Genomic DNA, 17,502 nt, shown 5'->3' with positions numbered 1-17,502 from the left:
GTAACGCTCATTGCCAACTTGCTTTTGATGGTAATGCAACGTAGACTGAAACGTTCGTGGAGTTTCTCGGGACTTGCAACCATGGTACGTATCGTGCTAATGTACTATATGGACTTTTACTCTCTTTTTAATCATCCTGAGCAGGATTGGATAGCGCAATTTGCGCAAGAAGAAGCCCCGCCAGAGCCGAATCTTTTCGACTGGGGGGCTTACTAAAACGAAAATAACTCTAATGGAAACGGTTTGACGGGGGAGCAAGACTTTTTTCTGCTTTCAAAAATTTTTAGCGGACAGCAATATTACGCAATAAAGACTGTTCCGGAAAAGAGTTGAGTCTCTTACCGGAACAGTCTTTTCTTGTATTCTACTTAGTCGTCCTTAAAGGGAGTTTTAAGGGACGACTATTTATCATACGTCCAATAAATTGCTTTTGCATACAACATATATTAAGCATAGCATAAAACAAATACTATAGTACAATAAAATATCTACCTTGTATTGATATTGAATCCATATAGACTACCTAATATAAATTTTTCCTTCCTTTTTTTTCTTTTCACAAACTTCAATGTTTTTTTATATCCTTGTATTATCGGTATAAGAAACTTCTTCGATTTGGTTGTTATGCACATTATACCGCCAACACGAGGATAAAAATACTTTATGATATTTTTATCCTTTATGACCTTAACTTCCATAATATCTTCTTTACATACGCTATCCAAACTTTGGACTTCTACTCCATCAACCAAGATTACAGGAATGTTCAGAGAATCCTGTAAAATTATTTTTTCTTGCGCATTAATTGACAAGAAAAAAACAAAAAGAACGCTACAATAATACTCTGCTTCATATGCTTTCTATTTTACAATTATTAATCCATTTTGGAGAGGTAGCACCAAATTTAGCATACTGCGATACACATCTTGTTATTTACCATGCATATTTACAAAGTTTTTTCTTAATAATACTATTTATCAAAAACTATTATGTTAATAAAAAAGTATTCCACCTACATGATATGAATACTATAAACCTAAATCAATTATTAGATTTTGATAAACTATGACCATGCCTGTATGCTGTTAAAATCAACTATTTATAATTCTGCTTTTCTAATGCTAATTATTAGAATCCATTGTAAGCCATAGTTTTATACGTAGTCTAATGACCAATTTAGGATTATAGTACCCATCATTACCTTATTTATTCCTTAGCTCCATTAACAGACCAACCTTGGATATAATCTCCTACAGCGCCATTGCCATTTTTACCCGTTTCAGGATCCCAATAATAGATTGTTCCGTTTTCTTCGTCATAATTGAGGCTGTGTCAAAACATGGAATTGGGAGAAACACCCTTTCATATTGATAGTTGCCACCCTTTCTAATCAAATAAAACAATCGCTATCATTGAGTTTTTAGCTCTTTGATAGCGATTGTTCTTTACAAATGATCGTTGATTTAGGGAGAATGGAGTTTTGACACAGCCCCAATTAATAATTTGAAGGCGATATGCTGTCGGTATATAAAATGCTGTCGGGGCGTTTATTGCAAATCTGCATTGCCGGATAGGCTTGGGCTTGCATGGTGTTATTGACAATTTCCTTTAGCACAGCCGCTTTGGCAGGGCCGGTGGCTAAGAAGACGATATGAACAGCCGAACAGATACCACTGCCCGAAAGTCCCACTCGCTGCTGCCCGGTTACCGGATGTTTACTTGTAACATAAAGCGGTTTTGCATTGACCAGTTCTATGACCTCGGGGAATATGCTGGCCGTATGTCCGTCTTCGCCGATACCCAGTAATACGAGGTCAAAGTGCGCCTGTTGTATCGAGTTGTTGACATTGGGTTGATCGGCCAGCCAGCGTCTTTGGGAATTTTGAGGAGATAAACTGCGCAATACTTCCAGTGCATAGCGGTTTGCTTCGTCTTCTGCGTCTTCACTCTCACCGATTATACGATGGATTCGATCCGGTGTCAGCGGTACATGGTCAAGCATGATACGCTTGGCCATACCATAGTTGCTTTGTGGGTTTTCCGGATCGACCATGCGTTCGTCTACCCAATACAGATGCAAATGATCCCAGTTGATCAGATGAATATATTCGGGCCGGGCCATCAGAGCAAACAGAAGTTCGGGCGTTGTTCCCCCTGAGAGGGCTACATGATAGCCCGAAGATTCCTGAGTACCTGGAATGATGTAGTCCCGGAGGATATTTAAGGCTGTTTCTTCTGCAGAAGCAAAATATTTTACTTTCATAACTCACAGTATAAGTCGGATTGTGTCAGATTTCTACATGGATTTGTCCATGTTTGGGTCGGATCATCCATAATTTCATGACTTTGCAGCGGTCCCCACGTTCCGGCAGGATAACCGTACAGAGGAATAGAAGGGTCCGTTTCCCATGCTTTCAGAATGGGATTGAAAAACTTCCAACTCGCTTCCACGGCATCGCTCCGGGTAAAAAGCGTGGGATCACCGAGCATGGCATCTTCCAACAGTCGGGCATAGGCATTGGTTGTAGGCAAGCCACCTATCGAATCATATGTAAAATCCATGGATGTCTTTTTAACTTCAAAACCCGACCCCGGCACTTTGGCTGCAAATTTCAGTACGATACCTTCATTGGGCTGCAGGCGTATAATCAATTGGTTGGGAACGGACGTTCCGTCTCTTGTGCCGAACATCTGGTGCGGTGTGGGGTGAAAGTGGATGATGATTTCGGATACTTTCGTAGGCATCATCTTACCCGTTCTCAAGTAAAAAGGCACTCCATGCCAACGCCAGTTATCGATGAAGAGCTTCATGGCGAGGAAGGTCTCGGTGCGGCTGCCGGGGTTTACTTTATCTTCTTCGCGGTAGCCTTTGTGCATTTCGCCTTTCCATTCGGCAGAAGTGTATTGTCCGCGGACCACATTCTTGTGTACGTCTCCCTCTTTCAAAGGTCTGAAAGACTGATAAACTTTTACCACTTCATTCCTGAAATGCTCTGCATCGAACTGTACGGGAGGTTCCATGGCCGTAAGTGCAACCAACTGTGCCAAGTGATTTTGTACCATATCGCGCAAGGCTCCGCTGTTATCGTAGTAACCTCCGCGTCCTTCCACACCCATATTCTCCACAGCTGTAATTTCTACGCACTTAATATAATTACGGTTCCATAGAGGTTCGAAAAATCCGTTGGCAAAGCGCAGTGCCATGATATTCTGTACTGTTTCCTTTCCCAGATAATGATCTATTCGATAGAGCTGATCTTCGTAGAAACCGTGTTGATAGATGTCGGTCAATCGACGGGCACTCTCCAAGTCATAGCCAAACGGTTTCTCAATTACGATCCGTCTGATCGGATGCTTGCATTTGCTCAGATCATGGGTATATTTCAGGTAGTTGCTGTCTGCATCCTCCTGTACAATGTCGTTGAGACCGACCCGGATAAGGTGCTTGGGAACGACTCCGTACAGCGACGGAGGGGTAGCCAGATAAAAAATATAATTGCCGCAGCTATCCGTTTCCCTGTCCAGCTCTTTCAGATAATCTCGCAGCATTTCGTAATCACCCTCTTTCTCCGGATCGAGATTGAGATAAAAAACTCTGCGGAGAAATTCCACAGCCTTTTCCCTGTCGAACTCTTCGGGTTTCAGGTATTTTTGCAATGCTTCCAAGAGGTGATTCCGGTAATCTTCATCCGAATATCGGGTACGTCCTAATCCCAGCACTGAGAATTTCTCCGGCGTATGCCCCTGCTGATAGAGCTGAAGCAATGACGGAATGAGTTTTCTCATGGTCAGATCGCCCGATCCGCCGAAAATTACCAATGTCAGACTGCACGGGAGCTGTAACATATTTTTCTCTGTCATAATCAAGTGTTCTTAGACCGTATAGGTGCCGGATTTTGTTTCGCCGCCTTCTCCTGTCCAGTTTTCATGGAAGAATTGGCCGCGTGGCCTGTCGATACGTTCGAATGTGTGTGCGCCGAAGTAATCACGCTGTGCCTGTAACAGGTTTGAAGGCAGATCGGCGCTTCTTAATGAGTAGAAATAATTGAGTGCGGTACTGAATGCCGGCAGGGAAATGCCTTTAAGCAATGCCTCCGAAACGGTATTTGCCCAAGCAGGCAGAACCTCTTCGATTTCCCGATGGAAATACTCATCGAGCAAAAGATGCTCCAGTTGAGGGTTGCGTTCATAAGCCTCGGCAATACGATTGAGGAATACGGAACGAATAATACAACCGCCACGCCAGATACGGGCTATTGCCGCCAAGTCCAGATGCCAGCCTTTTTCGATGGAGGCGCTCATCATAAGGCGAAAACCTTGTGTGTAGCTGATGAGTTTGGATGCGTAGAGACTGTCGTGAATATCTTTCAGTTTTTTATCGGTAACAGGCTCTGCGGTCACGGCATGGGGGAAAAGCCCGGCAGTCTGTACCCTCAACTCCTTTAAGTATGAGAGGCTGCGCTCATAAACGGCCGATGCAATCAGGCTCAGGACTGCTCCGAACTCCATGGAACTGATAACACTCCATTTACCCGTACCTTTTTGTCCTGCCGTATCCAATATTTTGTCCACCAGATAGTCTCCTTCTGCTGTTTTGTGTTTCAGGATTTCGGCCGTGATCTCGATCAGATAGCTGTCCAGCTTTCCTCTGTTCCATTCGGCAAAAACGGCAGACATCCGCTCATTGTCCATATCGAGGGAGACACGCATCAGTTCATAGGCTTCTGAAATAAGCTGCATATCGCCATATTCGATACCGTTGTGCACCATTTTTACGAAATGGCCTGCACCACCGGTGCCTACCCATTCGCAGCATGGTGCACCGTCGGAGGCTTTGGCTGCAATTTTCTCAAAAACCGGTTTGATAAGCGGCCAGGCTTCAGGGTTTCCCCCGGGCATCAGCGAAGGGCCGTTCAATGCACCTTCTTCACCGCCGGAAACGCCTGCTCCTACAAAGAGGATGCCCTGTGCCTTTAATTCTTCATATCGCCTCTCGCTATCGTTGTAGTTTGAGTTTCCACCGTCTATAATTACATCGCCGGTTTCCAAATGAGGAGTCAATTGACCGATTACATCATCGACGGGAGAGCCGGCACGAATCATAAGCATAATCTTACGTGGCCGTTCCAAAGAGGCGACAAAAGCAGGTATATCGATAAAAGGCAGGAAGTTTTTCCCCTTGCCACGTTCCTTCATCAATCTGTCCGTAGGATTTTCGCCTGTTTTATGAGGTCTGTTGTATACCGATACTTGAAACCCGTTACGCTCCATATTCAGAGCAAGGTTTTCGCCCATCACGGCTAATCCGATCAGTCCGATATCCGATTTCTCTTTCATTGGTAAATCTATAATAATTTATAATTGAAACCGCACGGCGGTTTGTACGTCTTTCTCTAATAATAGAGAACAACCTCAAAAACTCATTTGTTTTGCGGATGAAGTGAAAACAGGAGAGATAAAAGCATTCCTATCCGAGTCTCGATAAAAAGGTCCGGATTTTTTCTTTTTCGGAAGTTTGCAAAAACTGTGACGTGTACTGAAAAAAAGTCTGCCTGATGGTTGAAAATTCTTCAGGCAAAGAAAAAAAATCCAAGTTAACTTCGTTGAAAATCCGTCAGGCAAAGAATTTTCAACCATCAGGCAGAGAAATTTAAGCTCTTCTTTGTGCAATTAAATTGAAAAGGAAAGAGGGGGCGTTTTTTAGAAATCGAGCAATCTGTATCGTTTTCTGACCGATGGCATATCTATCGTTTCCTGATAGTGCCACCATTCTCTGTGATAAGGACGCAGGCCGGCTTTCTTCATAACTTTCCGGAGTAATTCTCTGTTTTCCCGGGCTTCGGGTGTGATCAGTCCTTTTCGAACCATTTCGGTTTCATTGCCTGTATGGGCTTTTATGCCGAAATAATCTACAGGGCAACCCATATCGAGTTGATTTCCTTTATCGTCTATGATGCTTACATCTGCTGCCACGCCATAGTTGTGTCGTCCGCCGCGCTTCCCGTTGGCCACGTACATTTGATATGGCGTACCGTTTACCCGGCTGTACATTTCCCGCTGCACGCTGATGGGGCGGGCAGCATCATGTATAAGCAGACTGTAGCCGGGTTTGAGTTTTTTGAGTTCTTGCTGTGCCCGTATGATTTTGCGGGCGAAGTTCTTTTCAAAAAAAGCCTTTTGCAGACAACCGTACAGGTTTTTCCCTATAAAGTTGTCGTTTGTTCCATACATCAGTCGAACGTGTATGGTACTGTCCGACTCCTGTATATCGATCAGTCCCATTGAACGCATTTTTTCTTCCAGAGGGCATTGGCCCTGGAGAGAGTAAAGAGAAAGAAAGAACAGGAAAATGAATGGGAGTTTGCGCATTGTTAGAAAGCTGAATACCGGAATTTAGTCGAACAGCATAAAAGGCGATGTGTTTTCCCCCCAATAAATATGCGTATATCCGGCATATACGTTTTTGATGCGCCAAAGTCCTGTTTCCGTAGGATTGCCTTTGGAATCGTATATGACGGCCATGCTTTTTCCCGGGTTATGGCTCAGGTGGGAGTAGTGAAATTCATGTCCACGATACTCGATGCCGTTAATGTTCAGACTGCGGTATCCGAGTTTCATCTTTTTATTTACCATGGAGGCTTTCGCAGGCAGTATCCCTGCCATAGGGTGCGAGACCTCGTCTTCGGTTATCAGTGCTTCCGTCAGATACATCATTCCACCACATTCCGCCCATATTTTTCCTCCATTTTCTGCATATTTTGCAATGGAGGTTTTCATGCTTTCATTTCGGGAAAGCTGTTCTGCAAAGAATTCGGGGTATCCCCCGGGTAAATAAAGAAAATCGCAATCCGGCAGATGTGAATCATGTATCGGACTGAAATAGACTATTTGTGCCATGGAGCTGATTTTATCGATGTTGGCCTGGTAAGTAAAGTTGAAAGCCTCATCGCGAGCAATGGCGACAACGGTCTGTTTTTCTTGCAGGGCGGTTTGCTGTTCGATCTTATGGGAGGGTGACGTTTCATCCAATATACAACAACTGAGTATCCTGTCTATGTCCACATGTTTTTCTACCATATCCGCCGCATGATTCAGAAGTCGTTCCCAATCGAAATCCGGGTCGATGGTGAGCCCCAGATGCCGGGATGAAATTTCCAATCCCGAATCCTTGGGAATATAACCCAAAGGTTCTATGCCTATGGAACGGGCGGCATCGCACAGCAGTTCGTAGTGATGCTCCGAACCTGTGCGATTGAATATGACGCCGGCAATGCGTAAATCGGGATCGAAGTGTTTGAACCCATAGAGAGGGGCTGCTATGGAGTAAGCCACGGCTTTGGCATCGATAATCAGTATGACCGGTAAGCCCAGTTTCTTTGCCATTTCTGCACTGCTGCCCTTGCTGCGTTCGTACCCGTCGAACAGTCCCATAACCCCTTCCACCACACAGACATCGGCCTGAGACGCCGTTTGGGCAAAATGTCTTTTCAGCTGTTCTGTTTCAGGAATGAAGAAGGCATCCAGATTGTAACAGGAGGTATGTGCTGCTTTTTGGTGAATGAGCGGATCTATATAATCAGGCCCGCACTTATACGGTGCCACTTTTACCTTCCGTCGATAAAGAGCGCGCAACAGACCCAGAGTAAGGGTTGTTTTTCCCGAACCGGAAGAAGCACCGCCGATGACAAAACCGGATTTTACAGACATGGATTAAGCTGTTTTTATTATTTTCTGCAACCGTGTTTGAATTCGTCGGCATACAAACGGGATAACCCTTTTCTGTTGCCGACGGCTTCTCCTACCACGATCATTGTTGTCAGTTTCAGGTTGTTCGCACGAACCGTTTCCGCCAAATGTTCGAGCGTTGTACGGTATATTTTCTCTTCACGCCACGTCAGTTTGTAGCACAATGCCACCGGTGTGGCAGGAGGGTAGTGTATCAGAAGTTCTTCCTGAATCTGATCGGCAAGCCCTACACTCAGATAAATACACATTGTGCTTTGTGAAGCAGCCAGTTTGTGCAGTTTTTCTTTCTCCGGCATGGGAGTACGTCCTTCGCCTCTTGTCAGTATAATTGTTTGTACCTTTTCCGGTATGGTAAATTCGCTTTTCAAAGCAGCGGCGGCAGCTTGAAATGAAGATATGCCGGGTGTAATATGATAATGGATGTTCAGGCGGTCCAACTCGGCCATCTGTTCGCCGATGGCTCCGTATATACAGGGATCTCCCGTATGCAGGCGAACGACTGACAGATGACGGTCGGTAAAAGATTTCATCAATTCGATCTGTTCTTCCAGATTCATGTCGGCCGAACTTCTGACGGTGGCGCCTGCTTTGGCACATTGTGTCAGCTCTACGGGTACCAGACTGCCGGCATAAAGGATTAAATCGGCCTCTTCCAAAAATCGACGACCTCTGATGCTGATAAGCCCGGGATCGCCGGGGCCTGCTCCCACAAATTCCACATGTCCGCGATGAACTTCGGCATTCGCTTCGATGGCAACTGCAAAAGTAAAGTCGTTGCCTTCGCTCAATTTTCCTTTCTGTTTGCTTAACAGCAAGTGATCCGTACCGGCGCTTAGCATGGCGGAGGCTTCCGAAACACCGGAAGAACCGGTTACTTCTTCCACTTTGGCAGACGGATTGGGTACTTCAATCGATTTCAACTCTTCACCGGTGTAGATGGCAACGGACGGGATACCGTACCGTTCTTTCAGTTCGAGCAGAAGAGGTTCGTCTTTTTTTATATCCACAGTGGCGATTGTATGGATGGACTTTGTGGAGAAACCGGCTTTCATAAGTTCCTCTGCCATATAATCGGCGATGCCTTCTGTTTTACATGCTTTTCTGCATCCGACTCCCAGACTTAGTACGCGGGGCCTGTAAATCAGTGTCGGAATCCGGTAAGCGTGAATAAAAGGCGTGACGGCAATAAGCAGGTCGTACTCGGTTTCCTTAACTTCTTCGATGTCGTACACACGTTGCACATGCGGCGGCACCCGGTCTAAAAGTCGGCGAGTGCCCGCATCCTGTGCTTCTATCAGCAGGGCGGTGCGCTTTTTATTGACAAAACATGCTATCAGTTCATTCATCGTGCCACCTGCCGTCTCTGTTTCCCAGCCATTCTCTCTTCCCAGCGTATCCAAAGCCCACAGGCCTGTATTGTCGCTTTGCGTTGTGATAACGGCTGTGGCACCAATGGCACGGGCAATCATTCCGGCCCATTGATTGGCTCCGCCGATGTGCCCCGAAACAACGGGGATAACATATTTGCCTGTAGAGTCGATGCAGATAACGGCAGGGTCGGTCTTTTTATCTTTTAAGAGAGGGGCAATGCTGCGAACACAAATACCCATGGAGCCGATGAAGACAATTTGCTGCTCTTTCTCCCATGCATTTGCCATTAGAGAAGCCGTTTTATTCGTTTCCTTAAGTTCTTCTATCCATGTATTCGGATATGCCTTCTGTATGGCTTTCGCCACGTTAAATCCTTCAGCAGTTTGCGGTATGACGTATAGTTTATCGGACATAATCATTCTTTTGATAATGGTTTTACAGCCTTGAGGCAGTGGATCGGGTTAAACTCATTGACGGTAATAAGCATATCTTCTTCCATTTTGTAACCCAACTTACGGGTAAAGGTATGGAAATCGGACAGACTTTTCTCTGAAACCGAATTGAATACGATGCAGCCGCCCGGAAGCAGATAAGTATCTATCTTATCGAGCACTTCTTTCATCTTGCCGCCATAGCCTCCCAGGAAGACTGCATCGGGAGCCGGCAGCCCATTCGTTTCCGTTGTCAGAAAATCTCCGATATGGTAATTGATACCGGGTGTGCCGAAACGTTTGCAGTTATTGATAATGAGTTCCTCGCTTTCGATTCTTTTTTCAAAGGCTTCGATGTGGATTGTCGGTATTTGCAGTTTGGCTTCCACCGATACGGAACCCGTACAGAATCCGACATCCCACAGGGTTTTCTTCTGCCTCAAATCCAGCATGCTCAGTGTCATCAGTCTCATCGGCCTTTTGGTCATCATGCCTGCCCTGCCTTCCAGACCTTGCAGCGTTTCATCAAGGATACCGAATGGACGGAGGCGATTGGTCGTTTTGATCAGTATGAGATTGTTAGGTATCGAGTATTCGCCTTTAGCCATATCTTCGATGGAGCAAGCCGTAAAGCGTTGTAGTTGCTCATGCCCGATATGTTCACCTACATAAGCCCGGTAGTTATCGTAACCATATTCTAAAAGGCGCCGGGCTATGGTGTCGGGCTGATGCGTGCGGTCTGTGAGTATTCCGATCATTTCTTCCCCTTCGATGAGGGCTTTATCGAGAGCCGGCCAGGGGTGACCGACCAGTGAAACAACACGCATTTTTTGATAAGGCAGTAAGAAACGATGCGCCAAGAGTTGCAGTGAATTGAAGTATGGACAGACTTCGATTTCAGCCTCCGGCAAGCGGTTGCACAGCGTATTGGCAAATCCGTGAAAAAGAGGATCTCCGGAAGCGAAAACTACGATAAGATTTTCTTTTGCAGCCAGATAAGCATCCAGAGCGGTATCTACGGGAGCGGTAATGTTTATCCATCGGTAACCTTCAGGCAGGAAACGCTTGACCAGCTCGTGATGCCTGAGGCCTCCGGAAAACAATCTGCACTTTTCGACTATTTCAAGTTGGGCATCGGATAGTACTATCGAGTCGTTGTCGGGTATGCCGATTACTACGAAACGCTTAGACATCTCTTCCGGGTTTTAGCTGTTCTGCATCGTCGAAGCATAAGATGCTGTTTACCAGTGTGGCAGCAAGATTGCTGCCGCCTTTTCTTCCTTCGACAATGATTTTGGGAATATCTTTGAACGGTTTGACCATGTGCTTGGATTCGCAGACGTGCACAAAGCCTACGGGAGCTGCGATAATACCTGTCGGTCTGGCTTTGCCCATGCGGATCAGCTTCGTCAGCTCCATAAGCGCGGTGGGGGCATTGCCGAAAGCGAAGATGGCATCCGGGTGTTCTTCCACGGCCTTGCGTATGCCCATTTGCGTACGCGTGATTTTCAAACGTTTAGCCTCTTCCCTGCATCCTTCATCGTTCAGGTAGCACAGCACTTTTACGCCCAAACGTTCCAATGCCCCTTTGCGTATGCCTGCGGCAACCATCGAAACGTCGGTAACGATAGTCTTGATTTTTCCGGAGTTGATAGCTTCGTACATCGTTTCCACCGCATTTTCATCTACTTGCAGGATATCCTCCATTTCGAAGTCAGCGGTGGTGTGGATGGCATGGAGCATAGACCATTTTTTACCCAAAGGTATGTCCGGATTCTTAAGTTCTTTTTCGATAGTCCGGAAGCTGCTGATCATAATATCCTGTCCGGGGCTGTTCTGCTCCTGCTCTTCTTCGGGGTATTTAGTGTAATAACCTCTTGGGGTAATCATTTTATTATCCGCAACAAATGTGCGACTGTTTCCGATAATAACGATTGTAAACATATCGACGGGCTCCGTATCGAAATCCTCGAGGGTCGTGATGTCGAACTCCTGTTCGGATCTTCCTGCCTGACGGACGTAACCTACCACATTATGCGGGTTCCTGTGCTTCAGAAAGATTTCTATGAGGCGCGGCAACTGCCAGTAACGCTCTTTGCTTTTCGGGTTGTAAATAGCTGTGATGAAATCGCCCATTGCAGCCGCTTCGATACGCTTTTCGATGATTTCCCACGGAGTCATCAGATCCGACATGGAGATGATGCAGAGATCGTGACCGATGGGTGCACCTAATACTGCTGCCGCTTTTTGAAAGGCCGAGATGCCCGGCAGTATCTCCACTTCGATATTGCTGCTCTTTTTATATTTCATTTCCAGAACGAGCGAAGCCATCCCGTATATTCCGGCATCTCCGGAGCTTATTACGCATACCCGTTTTCCTTCTTCGGCATATTTGAAAGCCTCTTCGGCCCGTTGTACTTCTTTTTTCATTCCCGTATCTACCAAAATGGCTTCGGGTTTTATCAGGTGTTCGATGAATCGTATGTAGTAACTGTATGAAACGATTACATCAGCTTCTCTGCATGCGGTTAAAACGTCACCGCTTATATCTCCTTCGGAACCGGGGCCGATGCCCGCAACGATAATTTTTCCTGACATGCTCTCTCTCTTGTCGTTATAGTTTTATTGAATGTTCAAATATATAGTATAATAAAAAGGTCTTACGGAATGTTCAAGTTTGCGAATTTGTTTGCCGGGCGATAACCTGTCCTTTGTCGTGAATGAGGTAAAGATTTAATGTACCGTGAGGGTAAAATTGGCGACATACGTCCATGCAATGACTTAACAGCGTATTGTAGAACGGATCGGATAAAGGGATAAGCTCCAGCAGTTCACGAGCCATGACGAGCTTGTCTATGCGTCCGATAGTCTCGGAAGGGCAAAGGCTTTCGTGAGCCAATTGTTTGATGAACTCCAAATTCATCTGCACTTTCCGGCTGTGCGTATCGGCATGCCCTTCCGCCAGTTTGACGGCTTTTCCGATCATAAGCCCCATGGAAACTTCTTTTACATCCAGTTCTGAAGCCAAAGCCAGTGTTTCACCGATATAATTGCCGTAGTGAACGAAAGCATTTGTAAGGGCTTGAGGAAATAATTCTTTCATCGTTTTTTCCGAACGTGCTCCCGAATTCAGAATAATCTGCTTTTCTCCCAGAGCCAGAGCCACCTGCATTTCTTTTTTGATACTGCTTACAAAGGCTTCGTGGGAAAACGGTTTAACGATACCGCTTGTTCCGATGATGGAGATACCACCCACGACGCCCAGCCTTGGGTTAAATGTTTTATTAGCCAGTTCTTCTCCGGACGGCACCGATACGGTTATTTCCACCCCTCCTGTGTGCGGATGTTCTTTAAGCAAACCTGTTACTTCGGCCGTCATCATCTCTTTGGGAACCTTGTTGATGGCCGGACCTCCGACGGGTAGACCCAATCCCGGCAATGTAACAGTGCCTACGCCCTTGCCGGCTTTGAAATGAATTCCTTCTTCCTGAATGAAACGGACACTGCTTATTATTTCTTCCCCGTTTGTTACGTCGGGGTCGTCTCCGGATACTTTGATTACCGTGGCGCTGCAACGGTCTCCCTCTTTCCGGATTTCTTTTACCGGAATTTCGATCGGTTCCCCATTGGGGAGTTTTATGCTTACTTTCTCGTTAACCGTGAGACCGCACAGAGTCATCATCGCTGCTTTCGTTGCAGCCGTAGCACAACTGCCGGTCGTATAACCGCAATGCAAGTCGAAGAAATCGGGGTATAAACGGTCTATGGCCAATCGCAGGCCGTACGGACCGAATACCTCCGTCCACTCTTTGGGCAAAGTGGGGCGGCTGACAACCAAAAGTTTGGCACCCGCCGCATCTGCAAATTTTATTTTGTTTTCGAAATAACCGCTGCTTCCGCTTTCTTTACTCACAATAATATCCGGTACCGGTAATCGGTTCAGATCTTCGTCTTGCGTTTCATTGTTGAAAAAGATTAACCGGTCGGGTTTGATGCCGTATCCGCAGGCCTCGTTGCGGGAAGAGTCACGATCCAGTACTCTGAAAGTGCATCGCTCGGGATACTTTTCCCAATATTCTTTGAAATGGGGTATAGTGTGTAATCCTGTTAAGAACAGAACCTGTTTTTCTCCTTCTTTCAAAAGATAGGCCAATGCTTCGGGGTAGCCGGTCGTATAGATGATGTTAGGGTTGTTTTGTTCTTTTTCGGCATAGTTTCGCTCAAGCCGTATAACATTCAGCTGTGTGGTTATGGCAACTTCTTCGATATTTTTATGCAGGTTTTTGGCAAAAGGGTGGGCTGCATCGATGATAAGCTGTACATTGTTCTTGCGTATGCAGTCTATCATGTTTTCGGGTTCCATAGGACCGATATGCCGCCTGCCGTTTACCAGCTCGATTTTCTGTTCAGGGCCGAAAGTCGAATATATAAAGGGTTTTTCCGCTTCTTCGGCCACTTGAACTGCTATGCGTCCTTCTGTTGTTCCCCCAAAAATCAATATCATGAACGGTAATAGCTCTATCTGTTATGCTCCGATTGATACGGATTGTAGATAATCATGGAAGAAAAATACGGAAAACTGCGTGCCATGATTTCAGATTTGTCCGATGTGGTGAACTCTTTATCTCCCATTCCCAAAAATTCATAGTAAAAACACTCATAACTGCCGGGAGCACTCAGATATTCTTTGATTTCGTTTTCGTAGCTTTTTATTTTCATGCAGACAATGCTGCTGCCGTGCTGTAGTCCCCGTTCAATATTATGCCGTATTTGTTCGATGTCCGTCGCTACGATCAGACTGCCTGTACCCATAACCAGAGGATGGGTCATGGCTGCCGCTGCTGCAATGAAAGATGGTATTCCGGCGGTCATCTCCACCGTCAATCCTGCATCTTCCAGATATTCGGCTATGGTTTGCGTAGAGGCATAAATAGAAATATCCCCTTCGACCGCCACTGTAATCTTCAACCCTTTTTTGTGCATTGCCGCAATTTCATCTGCACATTCTTTATAAGCTGCCAGGGCTGCTTCTCTTTTCCTTTGCATCGGCACATGGAACTTATACAGTTTTTCTGTTTCGATACCCACGGCGGTAATGATTTCGGCAGCTTTGGAAGTGAATTCCCCCTCTTTGTTGGCCGTTGAAGGACAAAAGATAACGTCTGCCTGCTGTAGCTGGTGATAGCAACCTAACGTCATCAACTCCGGATTGCCCGGACCTAAGGAGACAAATATGATCGGTGAAGGCTTCATCTGTTTTATACAATAGTTTCCAAGACAAGACAAAGGTAGTGAATAATTAGCCTTTCGGATTAAATCCGTATCGTATCGGACAAGCGTTGTTTGCCAATTGGAATTTTATTTGACTGAATATTGGTCCGGATGTGAAAAGTAAAAAGCTGTTTATGTATTACACGTGTGATTTTTAAGTTTACTTTGCACTTTCAATACAGAAGAAACAGTTTGATTGCAATATCATGTTTAACAGGAAAATATAATACGAATGAAAAAGAAATTTACTTTTTTTCTCTTCCTGCTGTTGCCATTGGCAGCTATTGCGCAGAATGTGCAGGTTCATTATGATTTCGGACGCCATCTTTATGACAAAGACCTTTCTGCCCGTCCCCGTATTACCACGACAGTAGAAAAATTTGCCCCCGACAAATGGGGGAGTACTTTTTTCTTTGTGGATATGGACTATACGTCGAGCGGTATCGCTTCGGCTTATTGGGAAATATCCCGCGAATTGAAATTCTGGCAGGGGCCTCTCTCCGTGCATGTCGAGTATGATGGCGGGCTTTCCAACCAGTTTTCTTACGCCAACGCTTTCCTGTTAGGAGGAACTTATACTTACAATGCACCTGATTTTAAGCGAGGTTTTAGCCTGACTCCCATGTACAAATATATTCACAAAGGCGAGCATACTGCTCAGTTTACCGGCACATGGTATGTGCATTTTAAGGATGGTCTGCTCACGTTTAGCGGTTTCCTCGATTTGTGGAGGCAAAAACACCCCGCAACGGAGAAAAATGTTTTTATCTTCCTTTCAGAACCTCAATTCTGGGTTAATTTGAATCGTATTGAAGGGGTGGATGACGATTTTAACCTTAGTGTGGGAGGCGAGTTGGAGCTGAGCAGTAATTTTGCCATTGCAGATAAATTTTCCTGCATTCCGACAATTGCATTAAAATGGACCTTCCAATAAAACGGAGTTATGTTGAATTGGAATTCGCTATTGGGTTTTGTGCCCGGAAAGAACAAGGTGCGTACGGAATTGGTGGCCGGATTGACCACATTTCTTACGATGAGTTATATTTTGGCCGTCAATCCTGATATACTCAGTGCTGGCGGCATGGATAAAGGTGCCGTATTTACGGCTACGGCTTTAGCTTCGGCTTTGGCCACTATTCTGTTGGCTTTTATTGCCAAACTGCCGTTTGCACAGGCTCCGAGTATGGGTATCAATGCTTTCTTTGCATTTACCCTTGTGCAGGGAATGGGGTATTCCTGGCAAGCCGCTTTGGCAGCCGTTTTTGTGGAAGGAATTGTTTTTATTCTGCTTACCATCTTTAATATACGGGAGAAGATCGTTACAAGTATTCCACTAAACTTGCGGTATGCCATTTCTGCCGGTATCGGTATGTTTATCGCTTTTATCGGACTTAAAAATGCGGGAATCATTGTGCAAAATCCTGCTACTTTGGTTACTTTGGGAGCTTTTACACCTACTGCTTTATTGGCGATACTGGGAATTATTCTGAGCGGCGTGCTGGTTGTACGCAATGTAAAGGGAGCTTTATTTTACAGTATTGCCGTCTGTACTCTTATAGGTATACCGTTGGGCGTAACTTCCATTCCGCAGGATTTTGTACCGGTTTCTGCTCCGCAAAGTTTAAGCCCGACTTTTTTTCAACTCGATTTTGCCCCTTTGCTCAACTTCGATATGGCGGTAACAGTGTTTGCACTTGTTTTCATGGATATATTCAATACCATCGGTACGTTGATCGGGGCTGCTGCCAAAACGGATATGATGGATGAAAAGGGAAATGTGAAGAACATCAAACAAGCCATGATGGCAGATGCCGTTGGTACAAGTCTGGGAGCCGTATTGGGAACTTCCACGGTAACGACATATGTGGAGAGTGCTTCAGGGATAGCCGAGGGTGGGCGAACCGGTTTAACATCACTGACCACCGGTGTTTTGTTCCTTTTGGCTTTATTCTTTTCTCCTCTCTTCCTGTTAGTGCCGGGAGCTGCTACTACAGGTGCACTGGTGCTGGTCGGGGTTTTCATGTTGGATTCGATATCCATGGTCGATCTTTCCGATATATCGGAGTCACTCCCGGCCTTTATTACGATGGTTATGATGGTGTTGACTTACTCTATTGCAGAAGGGATGGTTTTAGGAATGCTCAGCTATGTTTTGATCAAGTTGCTGACCGGGAAGTGGCATTCTATATCCATCACTTTATATATACTCTCTGCTCTTTTTATTCTTCGTTACATCTATTCGTAGGGTGAGGAGAAGTAAAGCAGGCTTTTTTATCCGTGGCCGGGGGCAACTTCTGTCACGGATTTTTATTTTGAAAATGATTAGGTTTTATGGCCGGCACGTTCGTTCATCGCTAGAGTTCTCATTCCTTAATGAGAATTTTATGGTGCAGATAGCAGATGACGTGTACTGATGCTTAGAGCCATACTAATCAAGGATATTTTAATGAACATCAAGACCGGTATAGCGATGTAAGTAATCCAATCCTATCTACGACTAGTCTCAAGGAGTTTGTGTATCTGCTCTATGGTCAGTTGCTCTGAATATCTACTCAGCAGTAATTGTTCATGATCGATAGTAGCTTTGAATGTGACGGATAGGATAAATGTACTTAGATAAAGATAAGCAAATAGTAGAGAGTTATTGCGGTGCATAGGCAAGAATAATTACAATATAGGCTCG

Annotated in this window: 12 protein-coding genes and 1 pseudogene; 3 read left to right on the top strand and 10 right to left on the bottom strand. The window is 45.4% G+C overall.

What is annotated here, in order from left to right; genetic code table 11:
* Positions 1-216 (top strand): annotated as a pseudogene (locus tag A3GI_RS0105020) (IS4 family transposase); the annotation flags it as partial.
* A 1,279-nt stretch (positions 217-1,495) separates the two neighbouring features.
* On the opposite strand, the gene pgl reads toward A3GI_RS0105020, so the two are convergent.
* From pgl to A3GI_RS0104955, 10 genes are all read right to left on the bottom strand, one after another.
* The gene (gene pgl / locus A3GI_RS0105005) at positions 1,496-2,263 is read right to left on the bottom strand and encodes a 6-phosphogluconolactonase (RefSeq protein WP_018360377.1); all 768 of its coding nucleotides are present in this window, start codon (positions 2,261-2,263) and stop codon (positions 1,496-1,498) included.
* Positions 2,260-3,861, bottom strand: coding sequence for a glucose-6-phosphate dehydrogenase (gene zwf, locus A3GI_RS0105000; RefSeq protein WP_018360376.1), 1,602 nt, complete (start codon positions 3,859-3,861; stop codon positions 2,260-2,262). Before zwf ends, pgl begins: the two co-directional genes overlap by 4 nt.
* Before the next feature lie 12 nt (positions 3,862-3,873).
* Entirely contained in the window at positions 3,874-5,337 is a 1,464-nt protein-coding gene (gene gnd, locus A3GI_RS0104995) for a decarboxylating NADP(+)-dependent phosphogluconate dehydrogenase (protein WP_018360375.1), read from the bottom strand.
* 363 nt (positions 5,338-5,700) lie between these two features.
* On the bottom strand, positions 5,701-6,282 hold the full coding sequence (locus tag A3GI_RS0104985) for a M15 family metallopeptidase (RefSeq protein ID WP_018360373.1): 582 nt from the start codon (positions 6,280-6,282) through the stop codon (positions 5,701-5,703).
* Positions 6,283-6,393: 111 nt separating this feature from the next.
* Positions 6,394-7,707 (bottom strand): cobyrinate a,c-diamide synthase, encoded by a 1,314-nt coding sequence (locus tag A3GI_RS0104980; RefSeq protein ID WP_018360372.1) that lies wholly within the window; start codon positions 7,705-7,707, stop codon positions 6,394-6,396.
* A 17-nt stretch (positions 7,708-7,724) separates the two neighbouring features.
* Positions 7,725-9,536 (bottom strand): precorrin-4 C(11)-methyltransferase, encoded by a 1,812-nt coding sequence (gene cobM / locus A3GI_RS0104975; protein ID WP_018360371.1) that lies wholly within the window; start codon positions 9,534-9,536, stop codon positions 7,725-7,727.
* Positions 9,533-10,741 carry a precorrin-6y C5,15-methyltransferase (decarboxylating) subunit CbiE gene (cbiE, locus tag A3GI_RS0104970; RefSeq protein ID WP_018360370.1) on the bottom strand — a complete coding sequence of 403 codons (1,209 nt, stop codon included), beginning with the start codon at positions 10,739-10,741 and terminating at the stop codon, positions 9,533-9,535. The genes cobM and cbiE overlap by 4 nt, the downstream gene beginning before the upstream one ends.
* The gene (cobJ, locus tag A3GI_RS0104965; protein ID WP_018360369.1) at positions 10,734-12,146 is read right to left on the bottom strand and encodes a precorrin-3B C(17)-methyltransferase; all 1,413 of its coding nucleotides are present in this window, start codon (positions 12,144-12,146) and stop codon (positions 10,734-10,736) included. The genes cbiE and cobJ overlap by 8 nt, the downstream gene beginning before the upstream one ends.
* Before the next feature lie 73 nt (positions 12,147-12,219).
* On the bottom strand, positions 12,220-14,052 hold the full coding sequence (cbiD, locus tag A3GI_RS0104960) for a cobalt-precorrin-5B (C(1))-methyltransferase CbiD (protein WP_018360368.1): 1,833 nt from the start codon (positions 14,050-14,052) through the stop codon (positions 12,220-12,222).
* A 14-nt stretch (positions 14,053-14,066) separates the two neighbouring features.
* Positions 14,067-14,801: a precorrin-2 C(20)-methyltransferase gene (locus tag A3GI_RS0104955; protein ID WP_018360367.1), complete on the bottom strand. Its 735-nt coding sequence runs from the start codon at positions 14,799-14,801 to the stop codon at positions 14,067-14,069.
* 250 nt (positions 14,802-15,051) lie between these two features.
* On the opposite strand from A3GI_RS0104955, the gene A3GI_RS0104950 reads away from it, so the two are divergent.
* Positions 15,052-15,753, top strand: coding sequence for a nucleoside-specific channel-forming Tsx family protein (locus tag A3GI_RS0104950; RefSeq protein ID WP_018360366.1), 702 nt, complete (start codon positions 15,052-15,054; stop codon positions 15,751-15,753).
* A gap of 9 nt (positions 15,754-15,762) precedes the next feature.
* Complete coding sequence (locus A3GI_RS0104945; protein WP_018360365.1) at positions 15,763-17,064, top strand: NCS2 family permease; 1,302 nt, start codon at positions 15,763-15,765, stop codon at positions 17,062-17,064.
* Positions 17,065-17,502: the final 438 nt, after the last annotated feature.

The sequence above is a fragment of the Porphyromonas macacae DSM 20710 = JCM 13914 genome (genome assembly GCF_000379945.1).
GTDB lineage: Bacteria > Bacteroidota > Bacteroidia > Bacteroidales > Porphyromonadaceae > Porphyromonas > Porphyromonas macacae.
Note: the sequence above shows the minus strand (reverse complement) of the source record. Positions and strands in the feature narration are given on the sequence as shown.

Coding starts and splice junctions, on each gene's coding strand:
- pgl (WP_018360377.1), bottom strand. CDS start 2,263: ATGAAAGTAAAATATTTTGCTTCTGCAGAAGAAACAGCCTTAAATATC.
- zwf (WP_018360376.1), bottom strand. CDS start 3,861: ATGACAGAGAAAAATATGTTACAGCTCCCGTGCAGTCTGACATTGGTA.
- gnd (WP_018360375.1), bottom strand. CDS start 5,337: ATGAAAGAGAAATCGGATATCGGACTGATCGGATTAGCCGTGATGGGC.
- A3GI_RS0104985 (WP_018360373.1), bottom strand. CDS start 6,282: ATGGGACTGATCGATATACAGGAGTCGGACAGTACCATACACGTTCGA.
- A3GI_RS0104980 (WP_018360372.1), bottom strand. CDS start 7,707: ATGTCTGTAAAATCCGGTTTTGTCATCGGCGGTGCTTCTTCCGGTTCG.
- cobM (WP_018360371.1), bottom strand. CDS start 9,536: ATGATTATGTCCGATAAACTATACGTCATACCGCAAACTGCTGAAGGA.
- cbiE (WP_018360370.1), bottom strand. CDS start 10,741: ATGTCTAAGCGTTTCGTAGTAATCGGCATACCCGACAACGACTCGATA.
- cobJ (WP_018360369.1), bottom strand. CDS start 12,146: ATGTCAGGAAAAATTATCGTTGCGGGCATCGGCCCCGGTTCCGAAGGA.
- cbiD (WP_018360368.1), bottom strand. CDS start 14,052: ATGATATTGATTTTTGGGGGAACAACAGAAGGACGCATAGCAGTTCAA.
- A3GI_RS0104955 (WP_018360367.1), bottom strand. CDS start 14,801: ATGAAGCCTTCACCGATCATATTTGTCTCCTTAGGTCCGGGCAATCCG.
- A3GI_RS0104950 (WP_018360366.1), top strand. CDS start 15,052: ATGAAAAAGAAATTTACTTTTTTTCTCTTCCTGCTGTTGCCATTGGCA.
- A3GI_RS0104945 (WP_018360365.1), top strand. CDS start 15,763: ATGTTGAATTGGAATTCGCTATTGGGTTTTGTGCCCGGAAAGAACAAG.